Origin of the sequence: Qipengyuania sp. NPDC077410 (genome assembly GCF_044543405.1) — a bacterium.
GTDB classification, from domain to species: Bacteria; Pseudomonadota; Alphaproteobacteria; order Sphingomonadales; family Sphingomonadaceae; genus Qipengyuania; species Qipengyuania pacifica.
Genome location: NZ_JBITWB010000004.1, coordinates 217,108 through 240,792, shown reverse-complemented (window position 1 = coordinate 240,792; position 23,685 = coordinate 217,108). Strand labels below are relative to the sequence as shown.

The window sequence follows — 23,685 nt, the reverse complement described above, 5'->3', positions numbered from 1 at the left end:
TTGTTTTGTAGGCATTACAGTCCGGGCTCGCCGCCGGATGTCTTCGTGTGTCCGACCACCCACGTTCTTTCACCACTGCCATTCACCGTGCGTGATGGTCTGCCCAAAGCGGAAATTCCGGGCTCGGGTCCGCTTCGTTTGACTCCCCCCACCAATTTTTGACAGACTCGCGCGCGACGCGCCCGGTCCGCGGGTGCATTTCCCGAGCAGTGCAACCCTCGCGCTGCGAACACGAAATCTTGAAGGATATTCATGACCACTCCCAACAGCGGTGACACCGTCACCATCGACTACGTACTCAAGCGCACCGACGGCGAAGAAGTCGGCAACACCCAGCAGGCCGGCCCGCAGGACATCACCATCGGCAGCGGCCAGATCTTTCCGCAGATCGAAGAAGCACTGACCGGCATGGCCGTCGGCGAAGAACAGAGCGTGTCGATCGATTGCGCCAATGCTTTCGGCCCGCGCCAGGATGCGCTGGTGATCGACATCCCGCGTGAAAACCTGCCGCCCGAACCCGCTCCGCAGCCCGGCATGGCCATGCAGGCGCAGGCGCAGGACGGTTCGCCCATGACGCTCTACATCGTCGAAGTCGGCGATCAGACGATCAAGGCCGATGGCAACCACCCGCTCGCAGGCGAAGATCTTACCTTCGACATTACCCTGCGCGATATCAAGCAGGCTGCCTGATCGATCCGGCCGGGCGGCGGCGCTCCAAGGAGAGCGCTTCGCCGCCCGGCCACCTCCTGATCTCTTACGCAAGGTTCAGGTTACGCGGCCTCAAGATGAACGTAAGGTCGTCAAGTCGGTTCACTTACGGGTCAGCCCGTTGTGTTACATGTTGCGACATCGACAACAGCCGCAGGTGGTGGAGCGGCAGTACCGACGAAGGATTCGCTCCATGAAACTGACCAAATTGATGAAGGGCAGCGCGCTCGGCGCTCTCGCGGCGGCGATGGCGATCACCGCCCTCCCCGCCGAAGCCGTGGCGCAATCCCGCGACCGGCAGGAACGCGCAGATCGCGGCGACCGTGGTAATCGCGGCGGCGGTGCGCGCCAGCAGCGCGGCAATCGCGGTGAAGCCCGCCAGCGCGGCGAGGCTCGCCAGCAACGCAGCGAACGTCGCGAACAGCGCCGCGAAGCATGGCAGGGCAATCGCGGCGATGCCACGATCAGCCGCGGCGACCGCAATTTCAATCGTGACAATCGTGGCTCCCAGCAGGCGCGCGAACAGGCCGCCCGGGCGGAAGCGCAGCAGCGCAATCGCAGCTACTCCGGCGATCGCAACCGTTCCTACACCGACCGCAACCGTGTCGACCGCCGCCAGGAAGCGCGGCGCGAGGCCTATCGCGACGGCCGCCGTGACGAACGTCGGCGGGACGTTCGCGAAGACCGCCGCATTCGCGACAATGCCTATCGCAACGGTCGTCAGGCCGAACGTCGCCGCGACCGGTATGAAGATCGCAACATCCGCCGCGATGGATACCGGGACGGTTACCGCGAAGCCCGCCGCGACCAGCATCAGTCACGCTATTACGACGGCCGCCGCTGGCACGATTACAATCGCTGGGATTCGCGTGGCTGGCGCAACAACAACCGCTACGACTGGCAGCGCTACCGGCACAGCAACCGGAACGTCTATCGCCTCGGCCGCTACTACTCGCCCTATCGCGATTACCGCTACCGCCGCCTGAGCATCGGCTTCCAGCTGGGCAGCCTGTTCTTCGGCAGCCGGTATCAGATCAACGATCCGTGGCGCTATCGCCTGCCCGCCGTCTACGGCCCCTATCGCTGGGTCCGCTATTACGACGATGTGATGCTGGTCGATATCTACAGCGGCGAAGTGGTCGACGTGATCTACGACTTCTTCTGGTAACCGCCTTCCGCCGGCCGGCTTGAGAGTGGTCCGGTCGGCAATGAGGCCCCCGTCGAGTGATCGGCGGGGGCTTTTTCGTGGGCCTCAGCCCGGGACCTTGCCGAAGGGCAGCATGCGGAAAATCCCGCCGTTCTTGTCGAAGAAAGTATGCTTCAGCGCGCCGAGGATATGCAGCGCGATCAGATAGATGAAGATCGATCCGCCCAGCGCGTGCATGTCGAAGATGGTGCCGCCCAGCGCCCTGTTCTCACCCACCGGAAGCTGCGGAATGGTGAACAGGCCGAAGAAATCGATGCTTCGCCCGGTCAGCGAATTGGCCAGCCAGCCGCCCAGCGGCAGCGCGATGAGCAGGACGTAGAAGATGACATGGACGGTGCGCGCCAGCGTCTTTTCCCATCCGGCAAGATCGGACGGCAGGGGCGGCACCTTGTGCGTGGAACGCCACAGCAGCCGTCCCACGGTCAGCACCAGGATCGTGATGCCCACGGCCTTGTGATAACCCATGACCGTGCCACGCATCGCGCCTTCGAAATCATGGGCACGTTCGACGATCTGCCAGTTGGCGATGACGAGTATGGCGATCAGCCAGTGAAATATCATCGCCCCTGCAGAATAGCGGCGCGCAGTCGTGTCGGTCATGGTCCATTCCCCCGGAACGTTTCACCCCTACCTACCGGGCGCGTGCAAACTGGCAAGTCACGTCTTGTCGCAGACGATGCGATTGCTACACGTCCCGCATGACTACCAAGACCGCCCCCGTTCCCGATCAGGATGCTCTGAAGCGCGTCGGCGCCAGAGTTCGCAAACGTCTCGATGCCGATCCGCAGGCTTACCGGGTCCCGACCGACAAGGCCGACATCTACGCCATCGGCGATTTCTTCACGCCGGAAGAATGCCAGCGCCTGATGCACATGATCGATGCCGTTGCCCGGCCCAGCCAGCTTCACGAAACGGCCTATGTGGCCAAGTTCCGCACGTCCTATTCAGGCAATTTCGATCCCCACGATCCCTTCGTCAAATCGATCTCGCGCCGCATCGACGATGCGCTCGGCCTGCCGGGAAAGGTGGGCGAGAATATCCAGGGCCAGCGCTATCTGCCGGGTCAGGAATTCAAGCCGCATAACGACTGGTTCTATACCGATCAGGAATATTGGAACATCGAACGCAAGCGGGGCGGCCAGCGTTGCTGGACCGCCATGGCCTTCCTCAACGAAGTCGAAGAAGGCGGCCACACCCACTTCGTCGAGGTGGGCGCCTCGATCGAACCCAAGCCCGGCGTGCTGCTGGTGTGGAACAACGCCACACCCGAAGGCCTGCCGAATGAAGATACGCTTCACGCCGGTACGCCGGTCATCAAGGGTCAGAAATACGTGCTGACCAAATGGTACCGCACGCGCAAGCACACCTGAACCGTCAGGCCGCCGAGGCCCGGCCCCAGGCCGGAGCGACTACGCCTTCGCCAGCGCCTCGGCAATCAGTGTGCGGGTGTTGGCCACGCCGTAAAGCGCGATGAAGCTGCCCATGCGCGGCCCCTGCTCGCTGCCCAGCAATGTCTGGTACAGCGCCTTGAACCAGTCGCGCAGGCTCTCGAACCCGTATTCCTCGCGCTTGCCGATTTCATAGACCTGCGTCTGCAAATCTTCCGCGCTCGTATCTTCGCTCGCACGGGCCAGATAGGCGTCGAGCGTGCGGAGCGCCTCCGCTTCGTTCGTGGTCGGCGCGCGCTTGTCGAGCGTGGGCACGATGTAATCGCGCGTATAGGCAACCGCAGTGCTGATCAGCACTTCCAGTTCCGGCGTGATCTGGCCTGCACCGATATAGCTTTCCAGATAATCGCGCAGCGATGCCTCGCTCGCTTCGGCGCCCAGCACGCTGGCAAGGTTCAGCAGCAGTCCATAGGTCACCGGCAGGCTTTCGCCCGCACCCGGTGCCTCGCTGCCTTCGAAGCCACCATTGGCGCGCGCAAGGTGCCACACCGGATTGCCCAGTTGCTTGTCCAGATCCTGTTCGGACAGGCGTTCGCGGAACTGCCAGTAATCGTCCACCGCGCGCGGGATCACGCCAACATGGAGCTGCTTGGCGCTCTTGGGATTGGGGAAGATGTAAAAACCCAGGCTCTCTTCGCTGCCATAGGTCAGCCATTCCTCGATCGTCAGCCCGTTGCCCTTGGACTTGGAAATCTTCTCGCCCTTTTCGTCGAGGAAGAGTTCGTAGATCAGCCCCTCGGGCTTCTTCCCGCCCAGGACCTGCACGATCTTGCCCGACTGCGTGACGCTGTCGGTCAGGTCCTTGCCGCACATCTCGTAATCGACGCCCAGCGCATACCAGCGCATCGCCCAGTCGACCTTCCACTGCAGCTTCGACATGCCGCCAAGCGCGGACTGCTCGACCACGCTGCCATCCTCGTCGGTGAAGCGGATCGTGCCGGCTTCGGCATCGACCACTTCCACAGGCACCTGCAACACCGCTCCCGTGGTCGGGCTGATGGGCAGGACGGGCGAATAGGTCTTGCGCCGTTCTTCGCGCAATGTCGGCAACATGATGTCGAGGATCGCGCCGTTCTTGCGCAGCACCTGCCGCAGGGCGTCGTCGAAAGCGCCGGAGTTGTAGCGGTCGCTGGCGGACATGAACTCATATTCGAAACCGAACCGGTCGAGGAATTCGCGCAGCATCGCATTGTTGTGATGCGCAAAGCTTTCATGCGTGCCGAACGGATCCGGAATACGTGTCAGCGGCTTGCCCAGATTGGCTGTCAGCACGTCCTTGTTGGCGATATTGTCCGGCACCTTGCGCAGCCCGTCCATGTCGTCGCTGAAGGCGACGAGGCGCGTCTTGCCGTCTTCCGGCTTTGCGCCGATCATGGCTTCGAAGGCGCGGCGCACCAGCGTGGTCCGCAGCACTTCCTGGAACGTGCCGATATGCGGCAGACCGCTGGGTCCGTACCCGGTTTCGAACAGGACCGGCGAACCGTCCGGCTTGGCACCGTCGGGATAGCGTTTGAGCAGGCGCTGGGCCTCCTGAAAAGGCCAGGCCTTGGAAACGCGTGCGGCGGTAATAAGATCGGTCATGCTCATGGCTGTTGCCTCTTGCCCAGTCGCATCGCGGTTGCAAGCGCGAAGGCGCAGGCGATCGACCAGTGCCGCGATCTGCAATTAGGCTTTACTGGTTGGAAAGGTGGGAGCAAGGGCGGCCGCCATGCTTCGCTTTCGCGATCCGATTCGATTGATCCCGGTGCTTTTTCTCGGGTTCATCATCGTTGGCACCGCCATACTCAGCCTGCCCCTTGCGACCGCGGACGGAACACGCGCGCCGCTGCTTACGGCCTTCTTTACCGCTACCTCTGCAGTTTCCGTTACCGGCCTGATCGTGGAGGACACGCCTGTCTATTGGTCGCTTTTCGGCCAGAGTGTGGTGATGATCCTGTTCCAGATCGGCGGCTTCGGCATCATGACAGCAGCGACCCTGTTCGGATTGATGGTCGGGCGCGGTTTCGGGCTGCGCGATCGCATGGCGACACAGGTGGAACGCAACCGGCTCGAAACGGGCGACGCCGCATCCGTGCTCAAGCTGGTCTTCAAGATCACCATCTACGTCGAAGCCGCCGTCGCCTTGGTGCTGGCGGCTCGCTTCGCCATCACGCACGGCATGTCTATCCCTGCCGCCATATGGCACGGGGTGTTCCATTCGGTCAGCGCCTTCAACAATGCCGGGTTTTCCAGCTTTTCCGACAGCGTGATGAGCTACCAGACCGACCCCGTCATACTGGGACCGATCATGCTTTCGGTCATTCTCACCGCGCTCGGTTTCCCGGTGATGCAGGACATCCGCCGGCACAGGCTGCGCTGGCGGCAATGGTCGCTTCATACCAAGATCACCGTATCGGGCACCGTGGCCCTGCTGCTGTTCGGCCTGGTTGCGACCGCTGCCATGGAATGGGACAATCCGGACACGCTCGGGCCCATGACAACGGGCGCGAAAATGCTGAACGCGGCATTCCATTCGGTCATGCCCCGGACGGCAGGTTTCAACAGCCTCGACGTCGGATCGTTTCACGACGAAACGATCATGGCGAATTACTTCCTGATGTTCGTCGGCGGCGGCAGCGCCGGTACCGCGGGCGGTATCAAGGTCACCACCTTCCTCGTCCTGTTCGCCATCGTCCTGTCGGAAGTGCTGGGTCGCCGCGATGCGGGTCTGTTCCAGCGCCGCTTCGGTCGGGCGGTCGAACGTCAGGCCCTTTCGGTCACCGTTCTGGCCGCCGCCCTCGTCTTCGCCGTGACCACCTATATCGCATCGATCAGCCCCCTTCCCCTGGACGATATCCTGTTCGAATGCATATCGGCCTTTTCCACGGTAGGCCTGTCGACGGGTATTACCGCCGATCTGCCGCCCAGCGCGCTGATCGCTCTGTGCGCGCTCATGTTCATCGGGCGGGTGGGCACCATTACCGTGGCGACCGCACTGGCCCTGGGCGGCCGCGAGCGGCCCTACCGCTATCCCGAGGAGAACCCCATTGTCGGCTAAAACACGCAAACCCGTCCTGATCGTCGGACTCGGCCGGTTCGGGGGGGCGATCGCCCGCACGCTCGAACGCATGGGCCATGAAGTTCTCGGCGCCGATACAGATCCGCGGCTGGTGCAGGAATTCGCCGGCGATCTGACCAAGGTGGTCGAAGCCGATTGCACCGAAGTGACTACGCTGGAACAGCTCGGCGTGTCCGATTTCGAAGCGGCCGTTGTGGCCATCGGCACGGACATAGAAGCCAGCGTACTGGCTGTCCTCGCGCTGTCGGATCTGGGTCTGACCAACATCTGGGCGAAAGCCACCAACGACAAGCACGCCCGCATTCTCGAACGCACGGGGGCGACCCATGTCGTGTTTCCCGAACAGCGCATGGGCGAACGCGTCGCGCACCTGCTGAACGAACGCCTGCTGGACTTCATCTCTTTTGGCGAGGAATTCGCCATCGCGCGGCTCAAGGCTCCCGAACCGATCGTGGGTCTGCCGTTGATCACCAGCCAGTGCCGCAAGAAGTTCGATGTAACGGTCGTGGGCGTGAAGCGGGAAGGCGAGAATTTCATTCACGCCGTCCCCGACACGATCATCTTCGAAGACGACGAACTCGTCGTCTCGGGCCGCATCGCCGATATCGAAAAGTTCTCGGCAATCTAGAATTCGGCAACTGGCACGCAAAAGGGACGCCCAACTCGGTAGTGGACGCCCCTTCCGCTGCGACACCTTTGAGGGTCGGGTGGGTTTTTAGGCCGTCGCAGGACGCCAGCCGCGCAGCTCAGGCCAGACATTGGTGTACTGGCTGAGATCGATGCCCGGCTTGCGATCGGTAAAGCGGGTACCCAGCGACTGCAGGATCAGACGGGCCCTTTTGGCGCGGGCCTTGTGCGAGGCGAAGGGGTTGGCGCGGTCCGGCTTTGCATCGATCATGCGCTTCAGCAGGCGATCGCGTTCCGCCGGATTGCGCGGTGCTTCGCTCGGCAGTTCGACGGCCACGTCCTTGTTGCTCGTCACGGGCGTGATCGGCTCTGCACGCATCGCCGGGGCAGGCTCGCTGTTATAAGTCGTCCCCACTATTTCAGTGTCCCGGCTCAGAGGCTCAGCGACCACCGGCTGCTCGATGACGGGGACTTCCTCGTCCCGCTTACGGCGACGCGAACGGAACAGCAGGAACGCGGCAAGGCCAACACCGCCGACGGCCAGAAGAGCAAACAGCAGCGCCGCGCCCGACCCATCACTCACGGGGTCCTGTACCGGCGTAAGCTCGGCTGCGGGCGTCGCGCTTTCCGGCGCGGTCGTGGCGGCGAGCGGTTGCTGGCCGGCGGCCTCGGGCTCGCTATTCACGAACGGCGCTGTCGTAGGCTCGGCCTGCTGTGTGGCGGCGACCGGAGCTGGTGCTGGCGCTTCGCGAGTAGCCGCACGGGTCGTCTGCGTTGTCGCAACCGGTTCTGCCTCGTTCACGACTGGCGGCTCTGCCACCGGCTCGGGCTCGGGAAGCTGAACGGTGATCGGCGCGGGTACCGGCGATGTCGTCGCTACCGGCGCGGTCGACGGCACGACCGGCGCAGTCGATGCGGCAGGCGCTTCCTCGGGTATGTCGAGCACGATGGTCGGCGCTTCCTGGGCACCTGCTGCTGTGGTGTGGAGCGCGGCCATCGCGGCAATCGCAATGGGGGCGCTGGCGATCAAGTGGCATGTCTTCTTCATGACTATAAAACGGGCATCTTTTCGCCACAGTTCCGATGAACGACCGTTCAGAAAACTCTATCCTTCTGTTTTACAGCGGATAATCAAATCCGTTTCACGGCTAAGCGGCGACCAATCGCGACGAACCGAGCACCCTTCGGCATAGTTCTGCCAGCTTCTGTTTACTTTTCGTTCCCTCCCTTTCATGGTCTTTCGGTGATCCAGCCCCTGCCTCTTCCCGCCCTTCACGCCAGCCACGCGGGAACCTGGCTGCGCGATGCGAACGGCAGCACGCGTGGCTGTTCGAAAGGCGAAGCCGTGATGGCTGCCGCCGACACGCCCCAATTGCTGATGAATGCGCCATTGGTTGCCAGTCGGCTGGGTTACCCCGACCTTTCCGGCCTCGATCTGCTGGAACTGTTCGCCTTTATCCACCCGGCCAAGTTCTGCGTGCCGACCCCCAAAGGCCTCGCCCATGCGCTGTCACTGGATGAGCCGGTGGACGACGCATCGGTCCCGTTACTGCTCCAGCAGGCGGCAGGCGTGCTGATGGCCACGTGCGAAAGCGAAGACTGGGCCGAACGCGAAGGCGCATGGTCTTCGCTGCAGTCGCTCGCCCGACTGCGCTGGCCATGGGCCGGTGTTCTCTCGGCCCATATAAGAAGGCCGGAACGGGCGGAAAAATGGCTCTTCAGCCGCCTGCCCGAATGGGAAGAAACGCCCGAGCGTCCCCAGCCCGCGCAAGTGTTGATCGAAGAGCCTGAGATCGAGGCCCAGCTTGCCCGGCTGACCGGCGAAGGCGCCGAACAGCGCGAAGGCCAGCGGTCCTTCTCGCGCGGTGCGGGCCATGTCTTCGGGCCCCGTGACCGGCAAAAACGCCCGCATGTGCTACTGGCGCAGGCCGGGACCGGCATCGGCAAGACGCTCGGCTATCTCGCTCCGGCGTCGCTGTGGGCGGAACGCTCCGGCGGGACGGTATGGGTATCGACCTATACAAAGAACCTCCAGCGGCAATTGCGGCGCGAAAGCAATCGCGCATGGCCGGCAGCGCGCCCGGACGGCTCACCGCCAGTCGTGGTGCGAAAGGGGCGGGAAAATTACCTTTGCCTGCTCAATCTGGAAGATGCGCTGCAAGGCGGGTTTGCCGGACGCCCCGCAATCCTGGCCCATCTCGTGGCCCGCTGGGCAGCCTATTCGCAGGACGGCGACATGATCGGCGGCGATCTTCCCGGCTGGCTCGGTACGCTCTTCCGCAAACGCGGGATCGCGGCTCTGACGGACCAGCGCGGCGAATGCGTCTACGCCGGCTGCCCGCACTATCGGAAATGCTTCATCGAACGCAGCGCCAGGAATGCGGCGCAGGCGGATCTCGTGATTGCCAACCATGCGCTGGTGATGGTCAACGCAGCACGGGGGCGCGATCCGGCCAGCCGTCCGACGCGGATCGTCTTCGACGAAGGGCATCATGTGTTCGATGCCGCCGACAGCACGTTCTCCGCTGCGCTTACCGGGCAGGAAGCGATCGAACTGCGCCGCTGGATCATCGGCCCGGAAAAGAACAGCCGCGGCCGTCGCCGTGGGCTTTCGGCGCGGCTCGCCGATGTCGCAAGCTATGACGATGCAGGCGGCGTGGCCGTCGAAGCCGCAGTCGACGCCGCCCAGGCGCTACCCTCCGAAGGCTGGCTGGGACGTTTGGCCGAAGCTGCCCCCCTCGGCCCGCTCGAGGAATTGCTCGCTGCCGTGCGCACAACCACATTCGCGCGCGACGAAAGCGGTCTGGAAGCTGGATACGGGATCGAAACCGAATGCGCGCAGCTACCGGGCGAGCTTGTCGAGGCGGCCGGGACCGCCGCACAGGCGCTTGCGGCGATACGCACGCCCCTGCTGAAACTCGCCGGTCGTCTGGAAGCCATCATGGAAGACGCGCCCGACTGGCTCGATGGCCAGGGCCGCGCCCGGATCGAGGGGGCCCGCCACTCGCTCGCCTGGCGGATCGACCTCATCGCAGCCTGGGAAGCCTTGCTGTCACGGCTGGGCGGTCCGGCGGACCCCGAATTCGTCGACTGGCTACAGGTCGACCGCAACGATGCCCGCGAATTCGACGTCGGGCTATATCGCCACTGGCTCGATCCGATGAAGCCGTTCGCCCGGGTGGTGCTCGAGCCGGCTCACGGGGTGATGCTGACCAGCGCCACCCTGACCGATCGCGACGAAACCGGGCCCGACTGGCCTCATGCCATCGCCAAGAGCGGCGCACCCCATCTCGAACTCGCTCCAAAGACAGCGCAGGCAGACAGCCCATTCGATTATGCCAGCCGTGCCGAAGTCCTGATCGTCACCGACATCCGGAAAGGCGACATCCCGGCCCTCGCCGGCGCCTACGCGCGGCTGATCGAGGCATCTGACGGCGGCGTGCTGGGCCTGTTCACCGCCATCCGCCGCATGCGCGCGGTCTATGGCCGCATCGCGGACCGGCTCGCCCGCACAGGCCTGCCGCTCTATGCGCAGCACGTCGACCCGATCGATACAGGCACGCTGACCGACATATTCCGGGACGATCCGCGCGCCAGCCTGCTCGGCACCGATGCGCTGCGCGACGGGGTCGACGTGCCCGGCCGGTCGCTGCGCTGCGTGGTGATGGAAAGTGTGCCCTGGCCGCGCCCGACCATTCTCCACCGCGCCCGCCGCGCTGCTGCCGCCGAGCAGGATGGCGGTGCGAAACGGTATGACGACCGGATCATTCGCGCACGCTTGGCGCAGGCTTTCGGGCGCCTGATCCGCACGCGCGAGGACTCCGGCCATTTCGTGGTCCTCTCTCCCGCATTCCCGACACGGCTGCTGTCGGCCTTCCCCGAAGGCACACCCGTCACGAGGCTGACACTCGAAGAAGCTTTACAGCGCGTGGCCAACGGTGTTGTTAGCCCCGAGCATTCGCCAGCGGAGAAGCAGCCTCAGTGAAGACGCACGCATGAAAATTCTCGGCCTGCTGCGCCATGCCAAGTCCGATTGGGGCCAGAGCGACAAGCGCGATTTCGACCGCGGCCTCAACACCCGTGGCCGCAAGGGCGCGCAGGTCGTCGGCGATCATATCCGCGAACATGGGATCAAGTGGGACAAGCTCGTCGCCAGTCCGGCAGAGCGGGTGAAGCTCACCCTGTCCGAAGGTATTCCCGATCTCGAACCGCAATGGGACGAACGGCTCTACCTCGCAGGAACGGATACCATCATGGAAGTGATCCGCGAAGCAGGCGGCGATGCCGACACACTGCTCGTGTCGGGCCACAATCCCGGCCTTGGCGACATGCTGTTCGAACTGGTGGCTCCGAAAAACGAAAACGCCCTGTACGATGAAGCCAAGGTAAAATTTCCCACCGCCGCTTTCGCCGTATTCGAACTCGACATCGAAGACTGGGCGGATCTGCGGGACGGCTGCGGAAAGCTGGTGCACTTCGCCCGCCCGCGCGACCTCGACGCCGATCTGGGACCGGAATACTGACCCGGCAGCGGCGTCGCCCGATCAGGCCGGCGTCGATATTTTCATGAGAACGAGCCCGCATACGATCAGGACGGCAGCCGTCACGCGGGCGAATGAAAACGCTTCGCCGAAATAGGCAATCCCGATGATGAAGGCCCCGAGCGCGCCGATCCCCGTCCAGATCGTATAGGCGGTTCCCAGCGGCAGCACCTTCATCGACCAGGCCAGCAGCCCAAAGCTCAGGATCATTCCAACGATCATGGTGACGGTGGGCCAGAAGCGCGTGAAGCCTTCCGACTGCTTCATCGCGGTTGCCCAGACAATTTCGAAAAGCCCTGCGAAAAACAAAGCGAGCCACGCCATAACAGCCTCCTGAAATCGCCGGGCCGTCCCGGTCTTGAATGTCAGAGGCGGGAACGTGGTCTCCGCGTGGATTTGATACCTTCGGTTGTGCCGGGAATCAATGCGGCTGACGGCTTTGCCGGCTTTACCGCAGAACCCGCGGCCCCGGTCCGCCCTCGGCAGCAACGTCGTCGGGGTTGTACAGCTTGCAAGTCTTCAGGCTCAGGCAACCGCATCCGATACAGCCATCGAGATTGTCGCGAAGCGATTGGAGCTGGGCGATCCTGCGGTCGAGACTCTCACGAATGGCCTCGCTGATCTTCCACCAGTCGAAGCTCGACGGGGTCCGGCCCTGCGGTAGGCTGCGCAGATGCCCGCCTATCTCTTCGAGCGACAGGCCGAGCTTCTGCACGATGAGAATGAAGCTCAGCCGCCGGATATCGCTGCGCAGGAAGCGCCGCTGGTTACCGCCGGTACGGTGCGACTGGAGAAGCCCTTTGTCTTCGTAAAAGCGTATCGCCGAGGGGGTGAGACCGGTCCTGCGCGCAAGGTCGCCGATGGTGAGCAGATCGTTCGGATTCATCGATTTCTCTGATAGGCGAATTGAAGCTTGACCTCAAGTAAGCTTGAGGTTGCATAGGGTGTGCATCGAAACCGCAGGCATGTGTCCGAACCCTGTTCGAGCGCCTGCCAAAAAGGAGATGCACAATGCCCATCGGACGGCTTGAACACACGAATATATCGGTCACGGATCCCGACCGCAGCGCCGCGCTGCTCATCGATCTGCTCGGCTGGGAAGAACGCTGGCGCGGCCAATCCAAGATGGGTGGACGCTCGATCCATGTGGGTGAGAAGCACGACTACATTGCCCTTTATACGGGCGATCACGTGACCGGCGACTTTGCGAAGGGCAATCCGCTCAATCACGTGGCGTTCACTGTCGACGATCTCGACGCGGCGGAGAAAGTCGTGACGTTCTACGGGCTCAAACCGTTCGGCCACGACGATTACGAACCGGGCCGGAGGTTCTACTTCTTCGATTGGGACGGGATCGAATTCGAGGTGGTCAGCTATGAATGAGCTGCTGCCCAGGGAGCCTATGTTCGCGCCACCTGAACCGCACCCGGTGCGCCGTGAAATCCAGCCATCGCGGCCAGAGGAACATCCTCGAACCGGCCGAGCCATCGGCGGGCCATTTTCGCCAGTGGCATCGGATTGAGATAGTGCCGCTTGCAGCGCCCGTCGCGCTCGGTAGCGACCAGTTCGGCCGCTTCGAGCACGGCGAGGTGCTTGGCCACCGCCTGCCGCGTCATCGGCAGATCTTCGGCCAGAGCAGAGAGCGTCAAGCCCCCCTTCTCGCTCAGCCGATCGAGCAGGAGCCGACGCGTTGGATCCGAAAGAGCGGCGAAGGTGTCGGTCATGCCCGCAAGGTTAAGAATGCCTTGCCGAGTCGCTCAATTCTCGCGCGGGAGTTGTCCACGGCAAGGATTCATCCGGGCAGACCATGCGTCTGCCGCAGCGCCTCGCCCAGAGCCATGCCCGCACTTGTGGCGAGATTGAGCGATCGGACCTCCGCCCGCATCGGTAATCGCACGCTCGCATCCACCACTGCGCGCACGGCATCGGTCACGCCTGCGCTTTCCTTGCCGAACAGCAGGACGTCGTCAGAGCGATAGGAAAAATCGTAAGAAGACTGGGTCGCCCGCGTCGTGAAGAGGACAATACGAGCACCTGCGCGCGCTTTCCGGAATGCGGAGAAATCCGCGTGGCGAATAATCTCGACGTGATCGATGTAATCCATGGCGGCGCGGCGAACCCGCCTGTCGTCCCAGGGGAACCCAAGCGGTTCGATCAGGTCGATGCCTGCGCCCATGCATGCGCCAAGGCGCATGACGTTGCCGACATTGCCCGCAATCTCGGGTTCGAACAGGGCAATGCGCATGGGCGTTACAGCAGTCGCTGCATGGGCGCTGGCTCTCCAGCCCAAGGCTGATCGGTCCGCTCGATAACCAGATCGCCCGACCACGGCTCGCACAAGGCGCGCGCATCCGCGGGCGAACCGTCGATCCACACGGGCCACTGTTCCTCTCGCAGCAGCACGGGCATTCGCGTGTGAAGTTCGGCAGCGGCGGCCGCTGCATCGGTCATGACCATGGAATAGCACCTCCCCCATTCGTCGCTTTCGCGCCATACGCCCGCTACGGCGAAAAGGTCCGCGTCCGGACGCGACAGCCAGGTACGGGTCTTGCCCCCTTTTGGGCCTTCGGCTTCGGCCCAGGCGGTAACGGGGATCAGGCAGCGCCGCTCTTCGAAGCTGTAGCGCCAGAAGAAACTGTCGAGCTTGTCGGTGCGCGTGTTGTTGACCGGCCTGGGCTTCAAGGGCTGACCATTCTTGCCCTTTAGGATGAGAGGAAACCCCCAGGTCATCTGGCTGAGCGTGCCTTCGGCTACCACGGCACCGGGATAGCCGGGAAATACCTCCTCGCCGAAATTTGCGCCGCCCAGATCGTTCACCGCCCTGAACAATCTGGCGACCTCGTCCCTGCCCTTGGTCATGCGGTAGAGATTGCACATCAGGCATTGCCTACGACGAAGCACGCGGCAGCGACGAGCGCGCCCGTCCAACGGTTCGCACGGAAGCGATCCAGCGGATTGCCCGGCGCCTCTCCATCGAGCGTCGCAACCTGCCAGAGGAGATGTCCTGCTGCCGGCAGGAGCGCCAGCAGTGCAACCCAGTCTGCCCGGTAGAGCCAGAAGGCCAGCGCCCAAAGTGCCACGGCCGCAGCATAGCAGAATGCCACCCCGCCGCGCACTTTGGTACCCATACGCAAGGCGGACGACCGAATGCCGACCAGCGCATCGTCTTCGCGATCCTGCATGGCATAGATCGTGTCATATCCGATGACCCACAGCGCCGCGCCGGCATACATGGCGGCCAGCGCGTCCAGATTGTCTGCGCGCAACTGTGTCCAGCCGACCAGCAGTCCCCAGGTGAACACCATCCCCAGCCAGGCCTGCGGCCACCATGTGATGCGCTTCATGAACGGATAGGCCGCCACCAGCAGGACACTGGCAAGTGCCACGCCCTGCGCGATCGGGCGCAGTTGCAGCAGCACCAGCAGTCCGACAGCGCCCAGAGCGCACAGCCAGCCCCATGCCAGTTTCTTCGAAATGCGCCCGCTCGCCACGGGCCGGGCCGCGGTGCGCGCCACCTTGCGATCCAGATCCGCATCGACGATGTCGTTATAGACGCAGCCTGCGCCGCGCATGGCGATGCTCCCAAGAAGGAGCCAGGCAACGAGTTCCAATTGCCAACCCGCCCCTGTCAGCCACACGCCCCAGGCGCAGGGCCAGAACAGCAGCCACCAGCCGATCGGCCGATCGAAACGCGCCAATTGCGCAAGATCGCGCGGCACTTGCGGCAGTCTCGCGACGATGCCGCGATGTTCGCTGTCGGGTACGACATCCATGTTGGCGGTTTCGCTCATCGCTTGCTCCCTAACCGCAGGCGTGCCACCTGCAAAGCCATGCCCGCAACACCAGAATGGCCGCCCAGATCCGCTCCTCGCCTTTTCGTCGAACAGGAACTGTCGTCGAAACAGCCTGTGCAGGTCGAAGGCAATCAGGCGCACTACCTTGCAAAGGTCATGCGCGTTTCGTCAGGCGATGCCGTGATTTTATGCGACGATATCAGCGGTGAATGGGCGGCAGAAGTGGTTGAGACCGGCAAACGCCATGTCCTGCTGCAGCCCACCGACCATCTGCGCCCGCGCGAGCCGGTGCCGGATTTCTGGCTTTGCGCGGCTCTGCTGAAGAAAGACCGGTTCGACATCGTCCTCGAAAAGGCGACCGAGCTGGGGGTCGCCCGCATTTCGCCCATCGTCACGCGGCGGTGCGTGGCGGACAAGCTGAATCCCGAGCGTGCCGATACGATCGTCACAGAAGCGGCCGAACAATGCGCCCGTACGGCGCTGCCCGAGATCGCTCCCGTCACGAAGCTCGACGCGCTGCTGCGTGACTGGCCGCAGGAACGGCATCTGTTCTTCGCCGATGAGGAAGGCGGCGAAGCGGCTGCCGATGCCTTTTGCTATGCCGAAGGCCCCGCTGCCTTGCTGGTCGGTCCGGAAGGCGGCTTCGACGATGCGGAACGCGCCGCCATCCGTGCGCATCCAGCGTCTGTGGCGATCAGCCTCGGCCCGCGCATCCTGCGCGGCGAGACGGCAGCCATTGCGGGAATATCGGTCTGGATGGCCGAGGCAGGCGACTGGCTCGGCGAAGAATAATTTCCTTTCCACGCAAGGTTCGGTTTCCTATCGCAACCAGCATGAGCACGCGCGACACCTCCAGCAGTGAAGATCCCATCATCGAATCGCGCGACCAGCTCGTCGCCCCGATGGCCGGTGGGGAGAAACCGAAAGACGCCTGGCGGATCGGTACGGAGCATGAAAAGCTCGTCTACTGTCGCAAGACGTTCAAGGCGCCGTCGTATGACGAGCCCGGAGGTATTCGGGATATCCTGCTGAGTTTGCGGGAGTTCGGCTGGGAGCCTGTCGAAGAAGGCGGCAAGGTCATCGCAATGCGCGGCGACGACGGGACCGTAAGCCTCGAACCGGCAGGACAGCTCGAACTGTCCGGCGCTCCGCTCGAAAACCTTCACGAGACCTGTGCTGAAACTGGGCGCCATCTCGACCAGGTCAAACAAGTCGGCGAACGGTTCGGTGTCGGCTTCCTCGGCCTCGGCATGTGGCCCGACAAGACGCGCGAAGATCTGCCGATCATGCCCAAGGGCCGCTATGACATCATGCTTCGGCACATGCCGCGCGTCGGCAGCCTCGGCCTCGACATGATGCTGCGTACCTGCACCATCCAGGTAAACCTCGATTATTCGAGCGAGGCGGACATGGCGCACAAGTTTCGCACCAGCCTGGCCCTCCAGCCGCTCGCCACGGCACTGTTTGCCAATTCGCCCTTCACCGAAGGCAAGCCCAACGGGTACCTGTCCTATCGCAGCCATATCTGGAGCGATACCGATCCGCATCGTACCGGCATGCTGCCCTTCGTGTTCGAAGCCGGCTTCGGTTACGAACGCTGGGTCGATTACATGCTCGACGTGCCGATGTATTTCGTCTTCCGTGATGGGAAATACATCGATGCCGCCGGCCTCAGTTTCCGCGATTTCCTCGACGGCAGGCTGTCGGTCCTGCCGGGCGAAAAACCGACGCAGAGCGACTGGTGGGATCACCTCTCGACCGCATTTCCCGAAGTCCGCCTCAAAAGCTTCCTGGAAATGCGCGGCGCCGATGGCGGCCCGTGGAGCCGGATCTGTGCCCTCCCCGCATTCTGGGTGGGCCTGCTCTATGAACAGAGCTCGCTCGATGCGGCATGGGATCTCGTCAAGGACTGGACCGTGGAAGAACGCGAAGACCTGCGCAATGCCGTGCCCAAACTGGCGCTCGACGCGCCGATCCCGGGCGGTGGCACATTGCGCGAGCTTGCAAAACAGGTGCTTCCCATTGCCCGCTCCGGTCTTGCCAAGCGGGCGCGCCTCAACTCCTCCGGCGATAATGAAACGGGCTTTCTGGAAACGCTGGACGAAATCGTGGCCAGCGGCAGAGTGCCGGCTCAGGTCCTGCTGAACCGCTATCATGGTGAATGGGGCGAAGACATCAGCCGCGTTTACAAATACAGCTTCTGACAGGCCTGGGAGAACGGCAATGATCCAGATCAACGGAATGATTAAGCTGGGTCGCCCGCTCGACGCCGCAACGCGCAAGGCACTGGTCGAAATGGTGCGCGCCAGCCGCGCAGAGGACGGGTGCATCGATTACAGCTTCGCCAGCGATCTTGCAGACCCCGATACGCTGGTCCTGTTCGAACGGTGGCGCGATCAGCAGGCGCTGGATGCCCATGGCAAATCCGCCCATATGGAGCAGTTCCGTCAGGTGATGGCGGCCAACCCGCCCGAAAAGCGCGATCTGCGTATGTACCAGACCGACGACGGCCAGCCGCTCGGATAATTATCGGGCCGCTTCCGCCGAAATCGCGGGACGCGGCCTGAAGCGGTTCCACAATTTTGTCAGCGGCGCGGTTATCAGGCCGTTATGCGCCATCCACGCGTAATATTCCCGATACTTCGGATCTTCGGCCAGGAGATGCGCCTCCTCCGTCTTGGCGCGCCAGAAGTAGATTCCGTTCACGACCAGCAGAAAGAAGCTGTTACGTATCGCCTCTACCGGCGAACCGGTGGTGACGAGAAACGGCAGGACGGAACACCACCAGAAGAGGTTCTTCGACAGATAGGCGGGATGGCGCGTGAAGCGATAGGGGCCGTTCGTCAGCACGCCGCGATAGGTGAGATTGGAAAACCGAAGCCCGAAAGCAAAGGTGGCCCAGGCATAAATGCCCGTAAGCAGGACCAGCACCCCGCCCCACACGGCGATCAGAGTATCGTGGCCCGCAAGCCAGTGGAGCCAACTTGCCGCGTTCTGTTCGTAATTGATCGCCCTGCCGTCACCCAGAATGCCCCACACCAGGGGTGGGTAGCAGATCAGTGCAGCGACCCATCCTGCTAGCAGGGGATTGCCCGACCGGATATGCGCATCGAGCGGTCGCATCGTGACGATGTATCCGACCGTGCCGATCATCACATCGATCATGAACATCGCTTCGATAGCCGTCAGCACCACCCGTTCCGGCCGCGCCATGACTTCGGCGATGTCCGCCGTCACGACCGTGCGGAAAGCGAACGGAATGATCGAAATCATGAAGGCGGTGAAGAAGGCCTTGATGATCCACGCGCGCCAGTGCTTCTTGATTTCTTCCGTGTCCCAGCCGGGCCGCATCAGCAAAAGGGCGCCGAAATGCCAGGTGTGATCGCGTTGCTTTACGAGCGCGCGGTCAATCCAGAACATGTACGGGAGGGACAGCACCACAAGCGGAATGGCGGCGTAAGCAAGCACCTGTATCGAAAAGACATACTGACCGTCCCAATACCACCGGCACAGACAATACAGACAGGCGATGATGGCCCATGTCGCCCATAACCCGGCCAGTTTGACCAGGGTTACACCGCGGTCCGGCTTTCGGCTGCGTACCAGCGACCAGTCGAGCCCGGTCGAAGGGCGCCGATGGACCTTATCGACCAGAACGGACCACGCCGCCATGGGCAGCGCGGCCGCCAGCAAGCCGAACAATGCGGAATTGGGGCCGCCCAATGTCTCGCGAGGGACGGCCAGATCGAAAGCCTCGGCGATGTCCGGAAAGGATCGGGCGAAAACGACCCAGGCAATGAGCCCTGCAAGCCCCACCAACCCGACGGCCGAGGAGACGTCGCTCTTCGGCCGGGTGGGTGGTGCTGGCGCTATCGCAGTCATGACCGTCGCTCGTTAGCCTTCATTGGTTAACACACGGGTCACGGTAGCAGTAAAATCAGCGAAAGGCGGTAATCCGTCCGCTATCGTCAAGAATATAAAGCGTGTTGTTTGCAACGACCGGCGCCAGCGATACCGGCTCCTTCAGGTCCGTGAATTCGGACGCTGCACCTTCGCCGGTGCTGATCCGGTACACCTTGCCTTCGGAATTGACCGCCCACAGATTGTTGCCGGCAAGGACCGGACCGGACCAGAAGATCGGATCTTCCTTCTTCTTCTCGTTCCGCCAGCGCGGCAGCTGGGTCAGCCACCGCACCTTGCCGGTGGAGCGGGCGATCGCCAGCAGACGGGCATCGTCGGTAAGAGTGAACAGCCATTCGCCTGCGATGGCCGGCGTGGAAATGCCCGCGAGATTGAGCTCCCAGATGCGTTGCCCGCTGACCAGTTCATACGCAGCCATCCGGCCACCCTGGCCAAGCGCATAGACGCGGCCGTTGTCGATGATCGGGTCGGCATCGATGTCGGTGAGCGATCCGACCTGCGTCGAGATCGACGTGAGTGCCAGAGCATCCGCCCACAATGTACGGCCATTTTCGTAGCGGTGAGCGATGAGTTCGCCCGAACTGTACCCGGCGATAACCGTACCCTGTCCTGCCGCAGGTGCGGCGACGCCGAAGACCCCGGCCTGAGTGGATGATCCCGATTCCTGCCACTGAACCTCGCCGTTCGTGGCGTTCAGGGCGAATATCTGGTTATCCTGAGTCATGACAAAGATGGAACCGAAGGCTACGGTTGGCGAACCGCGCAGCGGGCCGGACGGCTTTACCTTCCAGATTACCGAACCATCGGAGGCGTTCAGCGCGACCACATCGCCGACACCGTCGGTCATGTAGATCTTGCCGTTGTCGTAGCTTGCACCACCGCCGAATGCGGACGGTTTGAGATTATTGGCGACACCGGGATTATAGCCCCAGCGCCGCGCACCCGTCTGGGCGTCGAAGGCGGTCAGAGCGCCGTCCCCGCCGACCACGAACATCATGCCGTCACCGATTACCGGCGATGCGCCGAGACGACGGCGCTGACTGGCCCCTTCGACATTGACGCTGAAGAGCCGGCTTGGTGTATCGGCCAGCGCCAGATGCCCGTAAGATTTGGCCGCATTGCCGCCGGCCTGCGCCCAGGTTTCGTTGACCCGCGCAGGAGGAAGAACCACCGACACATCCGCCAGCGCCGGATCGACCTTCGCGCCGGTTTCGATGCGCGAGAGGATCGGCTGGCGTTCACCCATCGTGGGCGTGACCTTCTTGCCGTCGCCGCCGCCGAAAAGCCCGCCGCTGCAAGCCCCGAGGCCGATGGCCAGTGCTGCGACAAGCGCGGTGCGCGAAATATTGCTGCAGTTCATCTGTTTCCTCGTTTCGTCAGTATTCGGCAAAGCCAGGGCGTTCCTATTCGGTTTCTACCGAGGGGCCGGCGCCTTCGGGATTATCGCGTCCGATTCCCTGGGCTTCGAGCAATGCATCGACATCTTCGATCGCATCGACGCCAAGAACTCCGGCCATCTGCCGCGCGCGCGAACGCGCTGATTCAGGGCTGTTTTCGTCTTTCGCGATCTGCGCGAACAAGGCGCCCGCTTCGGCACGCTTTCCCTGATCGAGATAGGCGTGGGCTACCAGTTCGCCCGCACTCGCGAAGAACGCGTTGCCGGGCGTGGCCAGCGGTTTGAGCGTGGCGACGATGTCGGCGCTCGTCATCTTGTCATAATTCAGCGTGACATCGCGCAGACGGGCAAGCTCGCGCATCGCGGGCGGCGCCTTGTCGTTTGCAGCCACGCTTTTGAAAATGGTGGAAGCTTCCGCGGCATCGCCGCGCTGCTGGGCAATCCCCGCGCGCATCATTGCCGCGGCAACGCCTGCCCCGCTTTTGTCCGAAGCGGCCAGTTCCTCCAGCCGATCGTAAGCGGAATCGACATTGCCGGCCTGGACCTGATCCAGCGCTGCGACGAGAGCTTCGGAATTACGCTCCATCGCAGCTTCCTGTCGGCTCTGCCAGAAGAGGTAACCGCCGAATGCCAGAAGGCCGACGATCAGGAGTGCGAAAAGCGGCTTCCCCCACTTGCTGAGGAATTCTTCGGCGTCGCCCTGACGGACGGCGTCGTCGACTTCGCGCATGAGCGCTTCCTGCTGGGCGTTATCCTGCTGGGCGCGCTTGTCTTGGCGGGTCAGTTGGTTCTTGGGTGTCAGGGCCACAGGGCCGGGCTCCATCTCGGTAGATATCGGTTTGCGCGGCTCTTTAAGGATAGGCGCGGACAAGGGCAATGGTCGCTAAAGCCTGTCCCCGCCCGGGTTAACCGCGGCTGAAACGCTTTAGAGATCAATTTTCATCGCACTGGAATACAGTCGACGATAGGTCGCGATCATCTTCGCTTCGTCGAATTCGGCTACGGCCTTGGTTCGATTGGCTTCTCCAACCTCCTTGCGCAGGTCTTTCGACCCGGCCAGCCTCGCCAGCGCCGCGCCCAGTTCCTCCTCGTTTCCGGCGCTGGCAATGAACTCGGCGTTTCTGTCGGAGACCATATTCGCAATATCGCCCACCGCGGGGGCAATAACGGGCAGTCCGGCCGCCATTGCTTCGACCACCGACAGCGGGAACTGCTCCGAATCGCTCGACAGTGCGAAGATGTCGAACAGCCCGACGACGCGTGCCGGATCCGAAACGGCGCCCGGCAGGTGGACTCGGTGATTGATCTGCAATCGATCGGCTTCGGCGAGGATGGCGTTGCGCGCCTCGCCCTCGCCAAGGATCACGAGATGCCAGTTTTCATCAAGTTCGGTAAAGATCCGAACCAGTCGCGGCAGGTTCTTGACCGTGCGCAATCCGGCCAGTGTACCGACCCAGAACTCCCCGGGATGCTTTATCAGGCGGAGAGCGTCCTTTTTAGGTCGCATGGCGAAGGCTTTGGTATCGACCCCGTTGGGGATGCGCTTCACCCTGCCGAGCGGCTGCTGCCAATCGACCAGCGCAATTTCTTCCAGTCGTTCGGAAGGAACGACCAGCCCCGACGCCTTGCCCAATGCGATGCGGCGATACCACGTCCTGCTTTTCTTGAGCTTTTTCAGCTCCGTTTCGTCAAAACCGTCCTCGTGGTGAATGAGCGGCGGAAGGCCATGCAGATCCTTGAACAGCGTGTGCGCCATGGCGGCATCCATCGCGCCCCAATTGTACGTGCAGACGAGATCGTAGCCCTTCATGGCCTTGGCCAGCTTCTGCAGCCGGCCCGGCAGGGGCCATCCCTTCAGGCTCGGAAATTCCGGCTGCATGCCGACTTCCAGACCCCGCGTGATCCGGTCCGCAGCGCCCTGCTCCGCCGGTTCGCCCGATACGATCGTGTGCCGCGCCTTCTTTCCCAGGGCATTGATCAACTGCACCGTGCGCAGTTCCTTGCCGCCGGGCGCAAAGGTGGAATGCAGGTGCAGGATATGCGGCACCGTGCCCGGTCGTGCCCGCGTCATGCGCAGCGCGCCAACAAAGCGTCGATCGCCGCACGTGCCTCGGGTTCGTCCAGCGTTGGCGCATGGCCGACTGCGGGAACCGTGGCAGCAATGGCGCCGGGGGCGCGGCGCTGCATCTCTTCGAAGGCCTGTACCGACAAGAGCTGCGACAACTCGCCGCGCAACAGCGCCAATGGCTTGCCAGCCAGAACGCCGAATGCCGGCCACAGGTCCGGCGGAACCGCTGCCTCGTCCGCAGCCATGATCGGCTCTGCAATTTTCATATCGTAATCGAAGGCGATCCGACCGTTGTTGCACAGCGTCAGCGTGCGCTTGGCCATGGCGATCCACTCTTCGGTTCCGTAGTCGGGAAAGGCATCGCCATGCACTTCCTCGAGCGCACGGGCCGCATGCATCCAGGTGGGGAAGCTGCGACCCTGGCCGACATATGTCTTGATCGCATCGAGCCCTGCGGTTTCCAGCAAGGGCCCGACATCGTTTAGTACCGCCCCCTTGATGCGATCGGGGTGGACCGCGGCCAGTGCCAATGTGATCAGCCCGCCCATCGATGTCCCGATCGACACGAAGCTGTCGATTTCTTCTGTATCGAGCAGGGCCAGAACGTCCAGCATATAGGTGCCGACCTGATAGCTCTCCGGATCTTCGGCATAGTCGCTATCGCCGCGTCCCCGCATCGAAGGGACCAGCACACGCCAGCCCTGCCCCGCAATGTGCGGCGCAAGATCTTCGAAATCGCGCGCATTGCGCGTCAGGCCGTGCAGGCAGATCACCGGTGGGCGATTGCCGGCACTGCCATATTCCCGGAAATGCAGGGTGAGACCGTCGGCGCTCTGCCAGTGGCGGTCGGTAAAGCTTTTATCCATGTCTGGCGGCGAAAACCTTGGTGGCTTGTCTCAGGTGCCCTTGTAACAGAT

At 63.0% G+C, this 23,685-nt stretch carries 25 protein-coding genes; 11 read left to right on the top strand and 14 right to left on the bottom strand.

The annotated features are described in order from the left end of the window. Window positions 1-252 precede the first annotated feature (252 nt). Complete coding sequence (locus tag ACIGGE_RS16670) at window positions 253-690, top strand: peptidylprolyl isomerase (RefSeq protein ID WP_196845835.1); 438 nt, start codon at window positions 253-255, stop codon at window positions 688-690. A 211-nt stretch (window positions 691-901) separates the two neighbouring features. Next, window positions 902-1,876, top strand: a complete 975-nt coding sequence (locus ACIGGE_RS16665) for an RcnB family protein (protein WP_397491168.1) — start codon at window positions 902-904, stop codon at window positions 1,874-1,876. 84 nt (window positions 1,877-1,960) lie between these two features. Here ACIGGE_RS16665 and ACIGGE_RS16660 read toward each other — a convergent pair whose 3' ends face one another. Next, window positions 1,961-2,515: a cytochrome b gene (locus tag ACIGGE_RS16660; RefSeq protein WP_103024390.1), complete on the bottom strand. Its 555-nt coding sequence runs from the start codon at window positions 2,513-2,515 to the stop codon at window positions 1,961-1,963. A 98-nt stretch (window positions 2,516-2,613) separates the two neighbouring features. Here ACIGGE_RS16660 and ACIGGE_RS16655 point away from each other — a divergent pair, with 98 nt between their 5' ends. Next, window positions 2,614-3,285, top strand: coding sequence for a 2OG-Fe(II) oxygenase (locus tag ACIGGE_RS16655; RefSeq protein ID WP_103024389.1), 672 nt, complete (start codon window positions 2,614-2,616; stop codon window positions 3,283-3,285). A 39-nt stretch (window positions 3,286-3,324) separates the two neighbouring features. Here ACIGGE_RS16655 and ACIGGE_RS16650 read toward each other — a convergent pair whose 3' ends face one another. Continuing rightward, window positions 3,325-4,950: a lysine--tRNA ligase gene (locus tag ACIGGE_RS16650; protein WP_397491167.1), complete on the bottom strand. Its 1,626-nt coding sequence runs from the start codon at window positions 4,948-4,950 to the stop codon at window positions 3,325-3,327. Between the two features lie 121 nt (window positions 4,951-5,071). On the opposite strand from ACIGGE_RS16650, the gene ACIGGE_RS16645 reads away from it, so the two are divergent. Both ACIGGE_RS16645 and ACIGGE_RS16640 read left to right on the top strand, forming a co-directional pair. Further along, on the top strand, window positions 5,072-6,400 hold the full coding sequence (locus ACIGGE_RS16645; RefSeq protein ID WP_397491166.1) for a TrkH family potassium uptake protein: 1,329 nt from the start codon (window positions 5,072-5,074) through the stop codon (window positions 6,398-6,400). Next, window positions 6,390-7,049, top strand: coding sequence for a TrkA family potassium uptake protein (locus ACIGGE_RS16640; protein ID WP_234003214.1), 660 nt, complete (start codon window positions 6,390-6,392; stop codon window positions 7,047-7,049). The genes ACIGGE_RS16645 and ACIGGE_RS16640 overlap by 11 nt, the downstream gene beginning before the upstream one ends. 87 nt (window positions 7,050-7,136) lie before the next feature. Here the strand turns inward: ACIGGE_RS16640 and ACIGGE_RS16635 are convergent, their stop codons facing one another. Then, on the bottom strand, window positions 7,137-8,078 hold the full coding sequence (locus ACIGGE_RS16635) for a hypothetical protein (RefSeq protein WP_397491165.1): 942 nt from the start codon (window positions 8,076-8,078) through the stop codon (window positions 7,137-7,139). Window positions 8,079-8,294: 216 nt separating this feature from the next. Here ACIGGE_RS16635 and ACIGGE_RS16630 point away from each other — a divergent pair, with 216 nt between their 5' ends. After that, window positions 8,295-11,033, top strand: a complete 2,739-nt coding sequence (locus tag ACIGGE_RS16630; protein ID WP_397491203.1) for an ATP-dependent DNA helicase — start codon at window positions 8,295-8,297, stop codon at window positions 11,031-11,033. A gap of 10 nt (window positions 11,034-11,043) precedes the next feature. After that, window positions 11,044-11,571 (top strand): histidine phosphatase family protein, encoded by a 528-nt coding sequence (locus tag ACIGGE_RS16625; protein WP_196845833.1) that lies wholly within the window; start codon window positions 11,044-11,046, stop codon window positions 11,569-11,571. A gap of 21 nt (window positions 11,572-11,592) precedes the next feature. Here ACIGGE_RS16625 and ACIGGE_RS16620 read toward each other — a convergent pair whose 3' ends face one another. Together ACIGGE_RS16620 and soxR are read right to left on the bottom strand one after the other, a co-directional pair. Further along, complete coding sequence (locus tag ACIGGE_RS16620; protein WP_103024385.1) at window positions 11,593-11,913, bottom strand: multidrug efflux SMR transporter; 321 nt, start codon at window positions 11,911-11,913, stop codon at window positions 11,593-11,595. Window positions 11,914-12,037: 124 nt separating this feature from the next. Continuing rightward, the gene (gene soxR / locus ACIGGE_RS16615; RefSeq protein ID WP_397491164.1) at window positions 12,038-12,475 is read right to left on the bottom strand and encodes a redox-sensitive transcriptional activator SoxR; all 438 of its coding nucleotides are present in this window, start codon (window positions 12,473-12,475) and stop codon (window positions 12,038-12,040) included. 125 nt (window positions 12,476-12,600) lie between these two features. Here soxR and ACIGGE_RS16610 point away from each other — a divergent pair, with 125 nt between their 5' ends. Beyond that, window positions 12,601-12,972: a VOC family protein gene (locus ACIGGE_RS16610; protein ID WP_397491163.1), complete on the top strand. Its 372-nt coding sequence runs from the start codon at window positions 12,601-12,603 to the stop codon at window positions 12,970-12,972. 17 nt (window positions 12,973-12,989) lie between these two features. On the opposite strand, the gene ACIGGE_RS16605 is transcribed toward ACIGGE_RS16610, so the two are convergent. The 4 genes from ACIGGE_RS16605 to ubiA all read right to left on the bottom strand — a co-directional run bounded on the left by ACIGGE_RS16605 (window position 12,990) and on the right by ubiA (window position 15,380). Then, entirely contained in the window at window positions 12,990-13,313 is a 324-nt protein-coding gene (locus ACIGGE_RS16605; protein WP_103024382.1) for a helix-turn-helix transcriptional regulator, read from the bottom strand. Window positions 13,314-13,381: 68 nt separating this feature from the next. After that, window positions 13,382-13,834 carry a tRNA (cytidine(34)-2'-O)-methyltransferase gene (locus ACIGGE_RS16600; protein WP_397491162.1) on the bottom strand — a complete coding sequence of 151 codons (453 nt, stop codon included), beginning with the start codon at window positions 13,832-13,834 and terminating at the stop codon, window positions 13,382-13,384. 5 nt (window positions 13,835-13,839) lie between these two features. Then, the gene (locus ACIGGE_RS16595; RefSeq protein WP_397491161.1) at window positions 13,840-14,466 is read right to left on the bottom strand and encodes an SOS response-associated peptidase; all 627 of its coding nucleotides are present in this window, start codon (window positions 14,464-14,466) and stop codon (window positions 13,840-13,842) included. Continuing rightward, window positions 14,466-15,380, bottom strand: coding sequence for a 4-hydroxybenzoate octaprenyltransferase (gene ubiA / locus ACIGGE_RS16590; protein WP_103024379.1), 915 nt, complete (start codon window positions 15,378-15,380; stop codon window positions 14,466-14,468). The genes ACIGGE_RS16595 and ubiA overlap by 1 nt, the downstream gene beginning before the upstream one ends. Before the next feature lie 39 nt (window positions 15,381-15,419). On the opposite strand from ubiA, the gene ACIGGE_RS16585 reads away from it, so the two are divergent. Genes ACIGGE_RS16585 through ACIGGE_RS16575 form a run of 3 tightly spaced genes read left to right on the top strand, consistent with a single transcriptional unit; the run spans window position 15,420 to window position 17,909 of the window. After that, window positions 15,420-16,175, top strand: coding sequence for a 16S rRNA (uracil(1498)-N(3))-methyltransferase (locus ACIGGE_RS16585; RefSeq protein ID WP_397491160.1), 756 nt, complete (start codon window positions 15,420-15,422; stop codon window positions 16,173-16,175). Between the two features lie 41 nt (window positions 16,176-16,216). Then, window positions 16,217-17,587, top strand: a complete 1,371-nt coding sequence (locus ACIGGE_RS16580) for a glutamate--cysteine ligase (RefSeq protein ID WP_397491159.1) — start codon at window positions 16,217-16,219, stop codon at window positions 17,585-17,587. Between the two features lie 19 nt (window positions 17,588-17,606). Beyond that, window positions 17,607-17,909 carry a putative quinol monooxygenase gene (locus tag ACIGGE_RS16575; RefSeq protein ID WP_103024376.1) on the top strand — a complete coding sequence of 101 codons (303 nt, stop codon included), beginning with the start codon at window positions 17,607-17,609 and terminating at the stop codon, window positions 17,907-17,909. Here the strand turns inward: ACIGGE_RS16575 and ACIGGE_RS16570 are convergent, their stop codons facing one another. The 5 genes from ACIGGE_RS16570 to ACIGGE_RS16550 all read right to left on the bottom strand — a co-directional run bounded on the left by ACIGGE_RS16570 (window position 17,910) and on the right by ACIGGE_RS16550 (window position 23,634). Next, complete coding sequence (locus tag ACIGGE_RS16570; RefSeq protein WP_397491158.1) at window positions 17,910-19,265, bottom strand: methyltransferase family protein; 1,356 nt, start codon at window positions 19,263-19,265, stop codon at window positions 17,910-17,912. A 55-nt stretch (window positions 19,266-19,320) separates the two neighbouring features. Next, window positions 19,321-20,664, bottom strand: coding sequence for a PQQ-binding-like beta-propeller repeat protein (locus ACIGGE_RS16565; protein ID WP_196845824.1), 1,344 nt, complete (start codon window positions 20,662-20,664; stop codon window positions 19,321-19,323). A gap of 43 nt (window positions 20,665-20,707) precedes the next feature. After that, window positions 20,708-21,508, bottom strand: coding sequence for a tetratricopeptide repeat protein (locus ACIGGE_RS16560; protein WP_158246648.1), 801 nt, complete (start codon window positions 21,506-21,508; stop codon window positions 20,708-20,710). Window positions 21,509-21,625: 117 nt separating this feature from the next. Further along, window positions 21,626-22,771: a glycosyltransferase family 4 protein gene (locus ACIGGE_RS16555; protein ID WP_397491157.1), complete on the bottom strand. Its 1,146-nt coding sequence runs from the start codon at window positions 22,769-22,771 to the stop codon at window positions 21,626-21,628. Further along, on the bottom strand, window positions 22,768-23,634 hold the full coding sequence (locus ACIGGE_RS16550; RefSeq protein WP_397491156.1) for an alpha/beta fold hydrolase: 867 nt from the start codon (window positions 23,632-23,634) through the stop codon (window positions 22,768-22,770). The genes ACIGGE_RS16555 and ACIGGE_RS16550 overlap by 4 nt, the downstream gene beginning before the upstream one ends. Window positions 23,635-23,685 lie beyond the last annotated feature (51 nt).

Bases quoted from the DNA above. Each gene is read 5' to 3' on its own strand.
- ACIGGE_RS16665 (WP_397491168.1), top strand. From the start codon at position 902: ATGAAACTGACCAAATTGATGAAGGGCAGCGCGCTCGGCGCTCTCGCG.
- ACIGGE_RS16570 (WP_397491158.1), bottom strand. From the start codon at position 19,265: ATGACTGCGATAGCGCCAGCACCACCCACCCGGCCGAAGAGCGACGTC.
- ACIGGE_RS16585 (WP_397491160.1), top strand. From the start codon at position 15,420: ATGCCCGCAACACCAGAATGGCCGCCCAGATCCGCTCCTCGCCTTTTC.
- ACIGGE_RS16660 (WP_103024390.1), bottom strand. From the start codon at position 2,515: ATGACCGACACGACTGCGCGCCGCTATTCTGCAGGGGCGATGATATTT.
- ACIGGE_RS16595 (WP_397491161.1), bottom strand. From the start codon at position 14,466: ATGTGCAATCTCTACCGCATGACCAAGGGCAGGGACGAGGTCGCCAGA.
- ACIGGE_RS16555 (WP_397491157.1), bottom strand. From the start codon at position 22,771: ATGACGCGGGCACGACCGGGCACGGTGCCGCATATCCTGCACCTGCAT.
- ubiA (WP_103024379.1), bottom strand. From the start codon at position 15,380: ATGAGCGAAACCGCCAACATGGATGTCGTACCCGACAGCGAACATCGC.
- ACIGGE_RS16645 (WP_397491166.1), top strand. From the start codon at position 5,072: ATGCTTCGCTTTCGCGATCCGATTCGATTGATCCCGGTGCTTTTTCTC.
- ACIGGE_RS16605 (WP_103024382.1), bottom strand. From the start codon at position 13,313: ATGACCGACACCTTCGCCGCTCTTTCGGATCCAACGCGTCGGCTCCTG.
- ACIGGE_RS16670 (WP_196845835.1), top strand. From the start codon at position 253: ATGACCACTCCCAACAGCGGTGACACCGTCACCATCGACTACGTACTC.
- ACIGGE_RS16600 (WP_397491162.1), bottom strand. From the start codon at position 13,834: ATGCGCATTGCCCTGTTCGAACCCGAGATTGCGGGCAATGTCGGCAAC.
- ACIGGE_RS16575 (WP_103024376.1), top strand. From the start codon at position 17,607: ATGATCCAGATCAACGGAATGATTAAGCTGGGTCGCCCGCTCGACGCC.
- ACIGGE_RS16550 (WP_397491156.1), bottom strand. From the start codon at position 23,634: ATGGATAAAAGCTTTACCGACCGCCACTGGCAGAGCGCCGACGGTCTC.
- ACIGGE_RS16580 (WP_397491159.1), top strand. From the start codon at position 16,217: ATGAGCACGCGCGACACCTCCAGCAGTGAAGATCCCATCATCGAATCG.
- ACIGGE_RS16610 (WP_397491163.1), top strand. From the start codon at position 12,601: ATGCCCATCGGACGGCTTGAACACACGAATATATCGGTCACGGATCCC.
- ACIGGE_RS16565 (WP_196845824.1), bottom strand. From the start codon at position 20,664: ATGAACTGCAGCAATATTTCGCGCACCGCGCTTGTCGCAGCACTGGCC.
- soxR (WP_397491164.1), bottom strand. From the start codon at position 12,475: ATGAATCCGAACGATCTGCTCACCATCGGCGACCTTGCGCGCAGGACC.
- ACIGGE_RS16620 (WP_103024385.1), bottom strand. From the start codon at position 11,913: ATGGCGTGGCTCGCTTTGTTTTTCGCAGGGCTTTTCGAAATTGTCTGG.
- ACIGGE_RS16650 (WP_397491167.1), bottom strand. From the start codon at position 4,950: ATGAGCATGACCGATCTTATTACCGCCGCACGCGTTTCCAAGGCCTGG.
- ACIGGE_RS16655 (WP_103024389.1), top strand. From the start codon at position 2,614: ATGACTACCAAGACCGCCCCCGTTCCCGATCAGGATGCTCTGAAGCGC.
- ACIGGE_RS16625 (WP_196845833.1), top strand. From the start codon at position 11,044: ATGAAAATTCTCGGCCTGCTGCGCCATGCCAAGTCCGATTGGGGCCAG.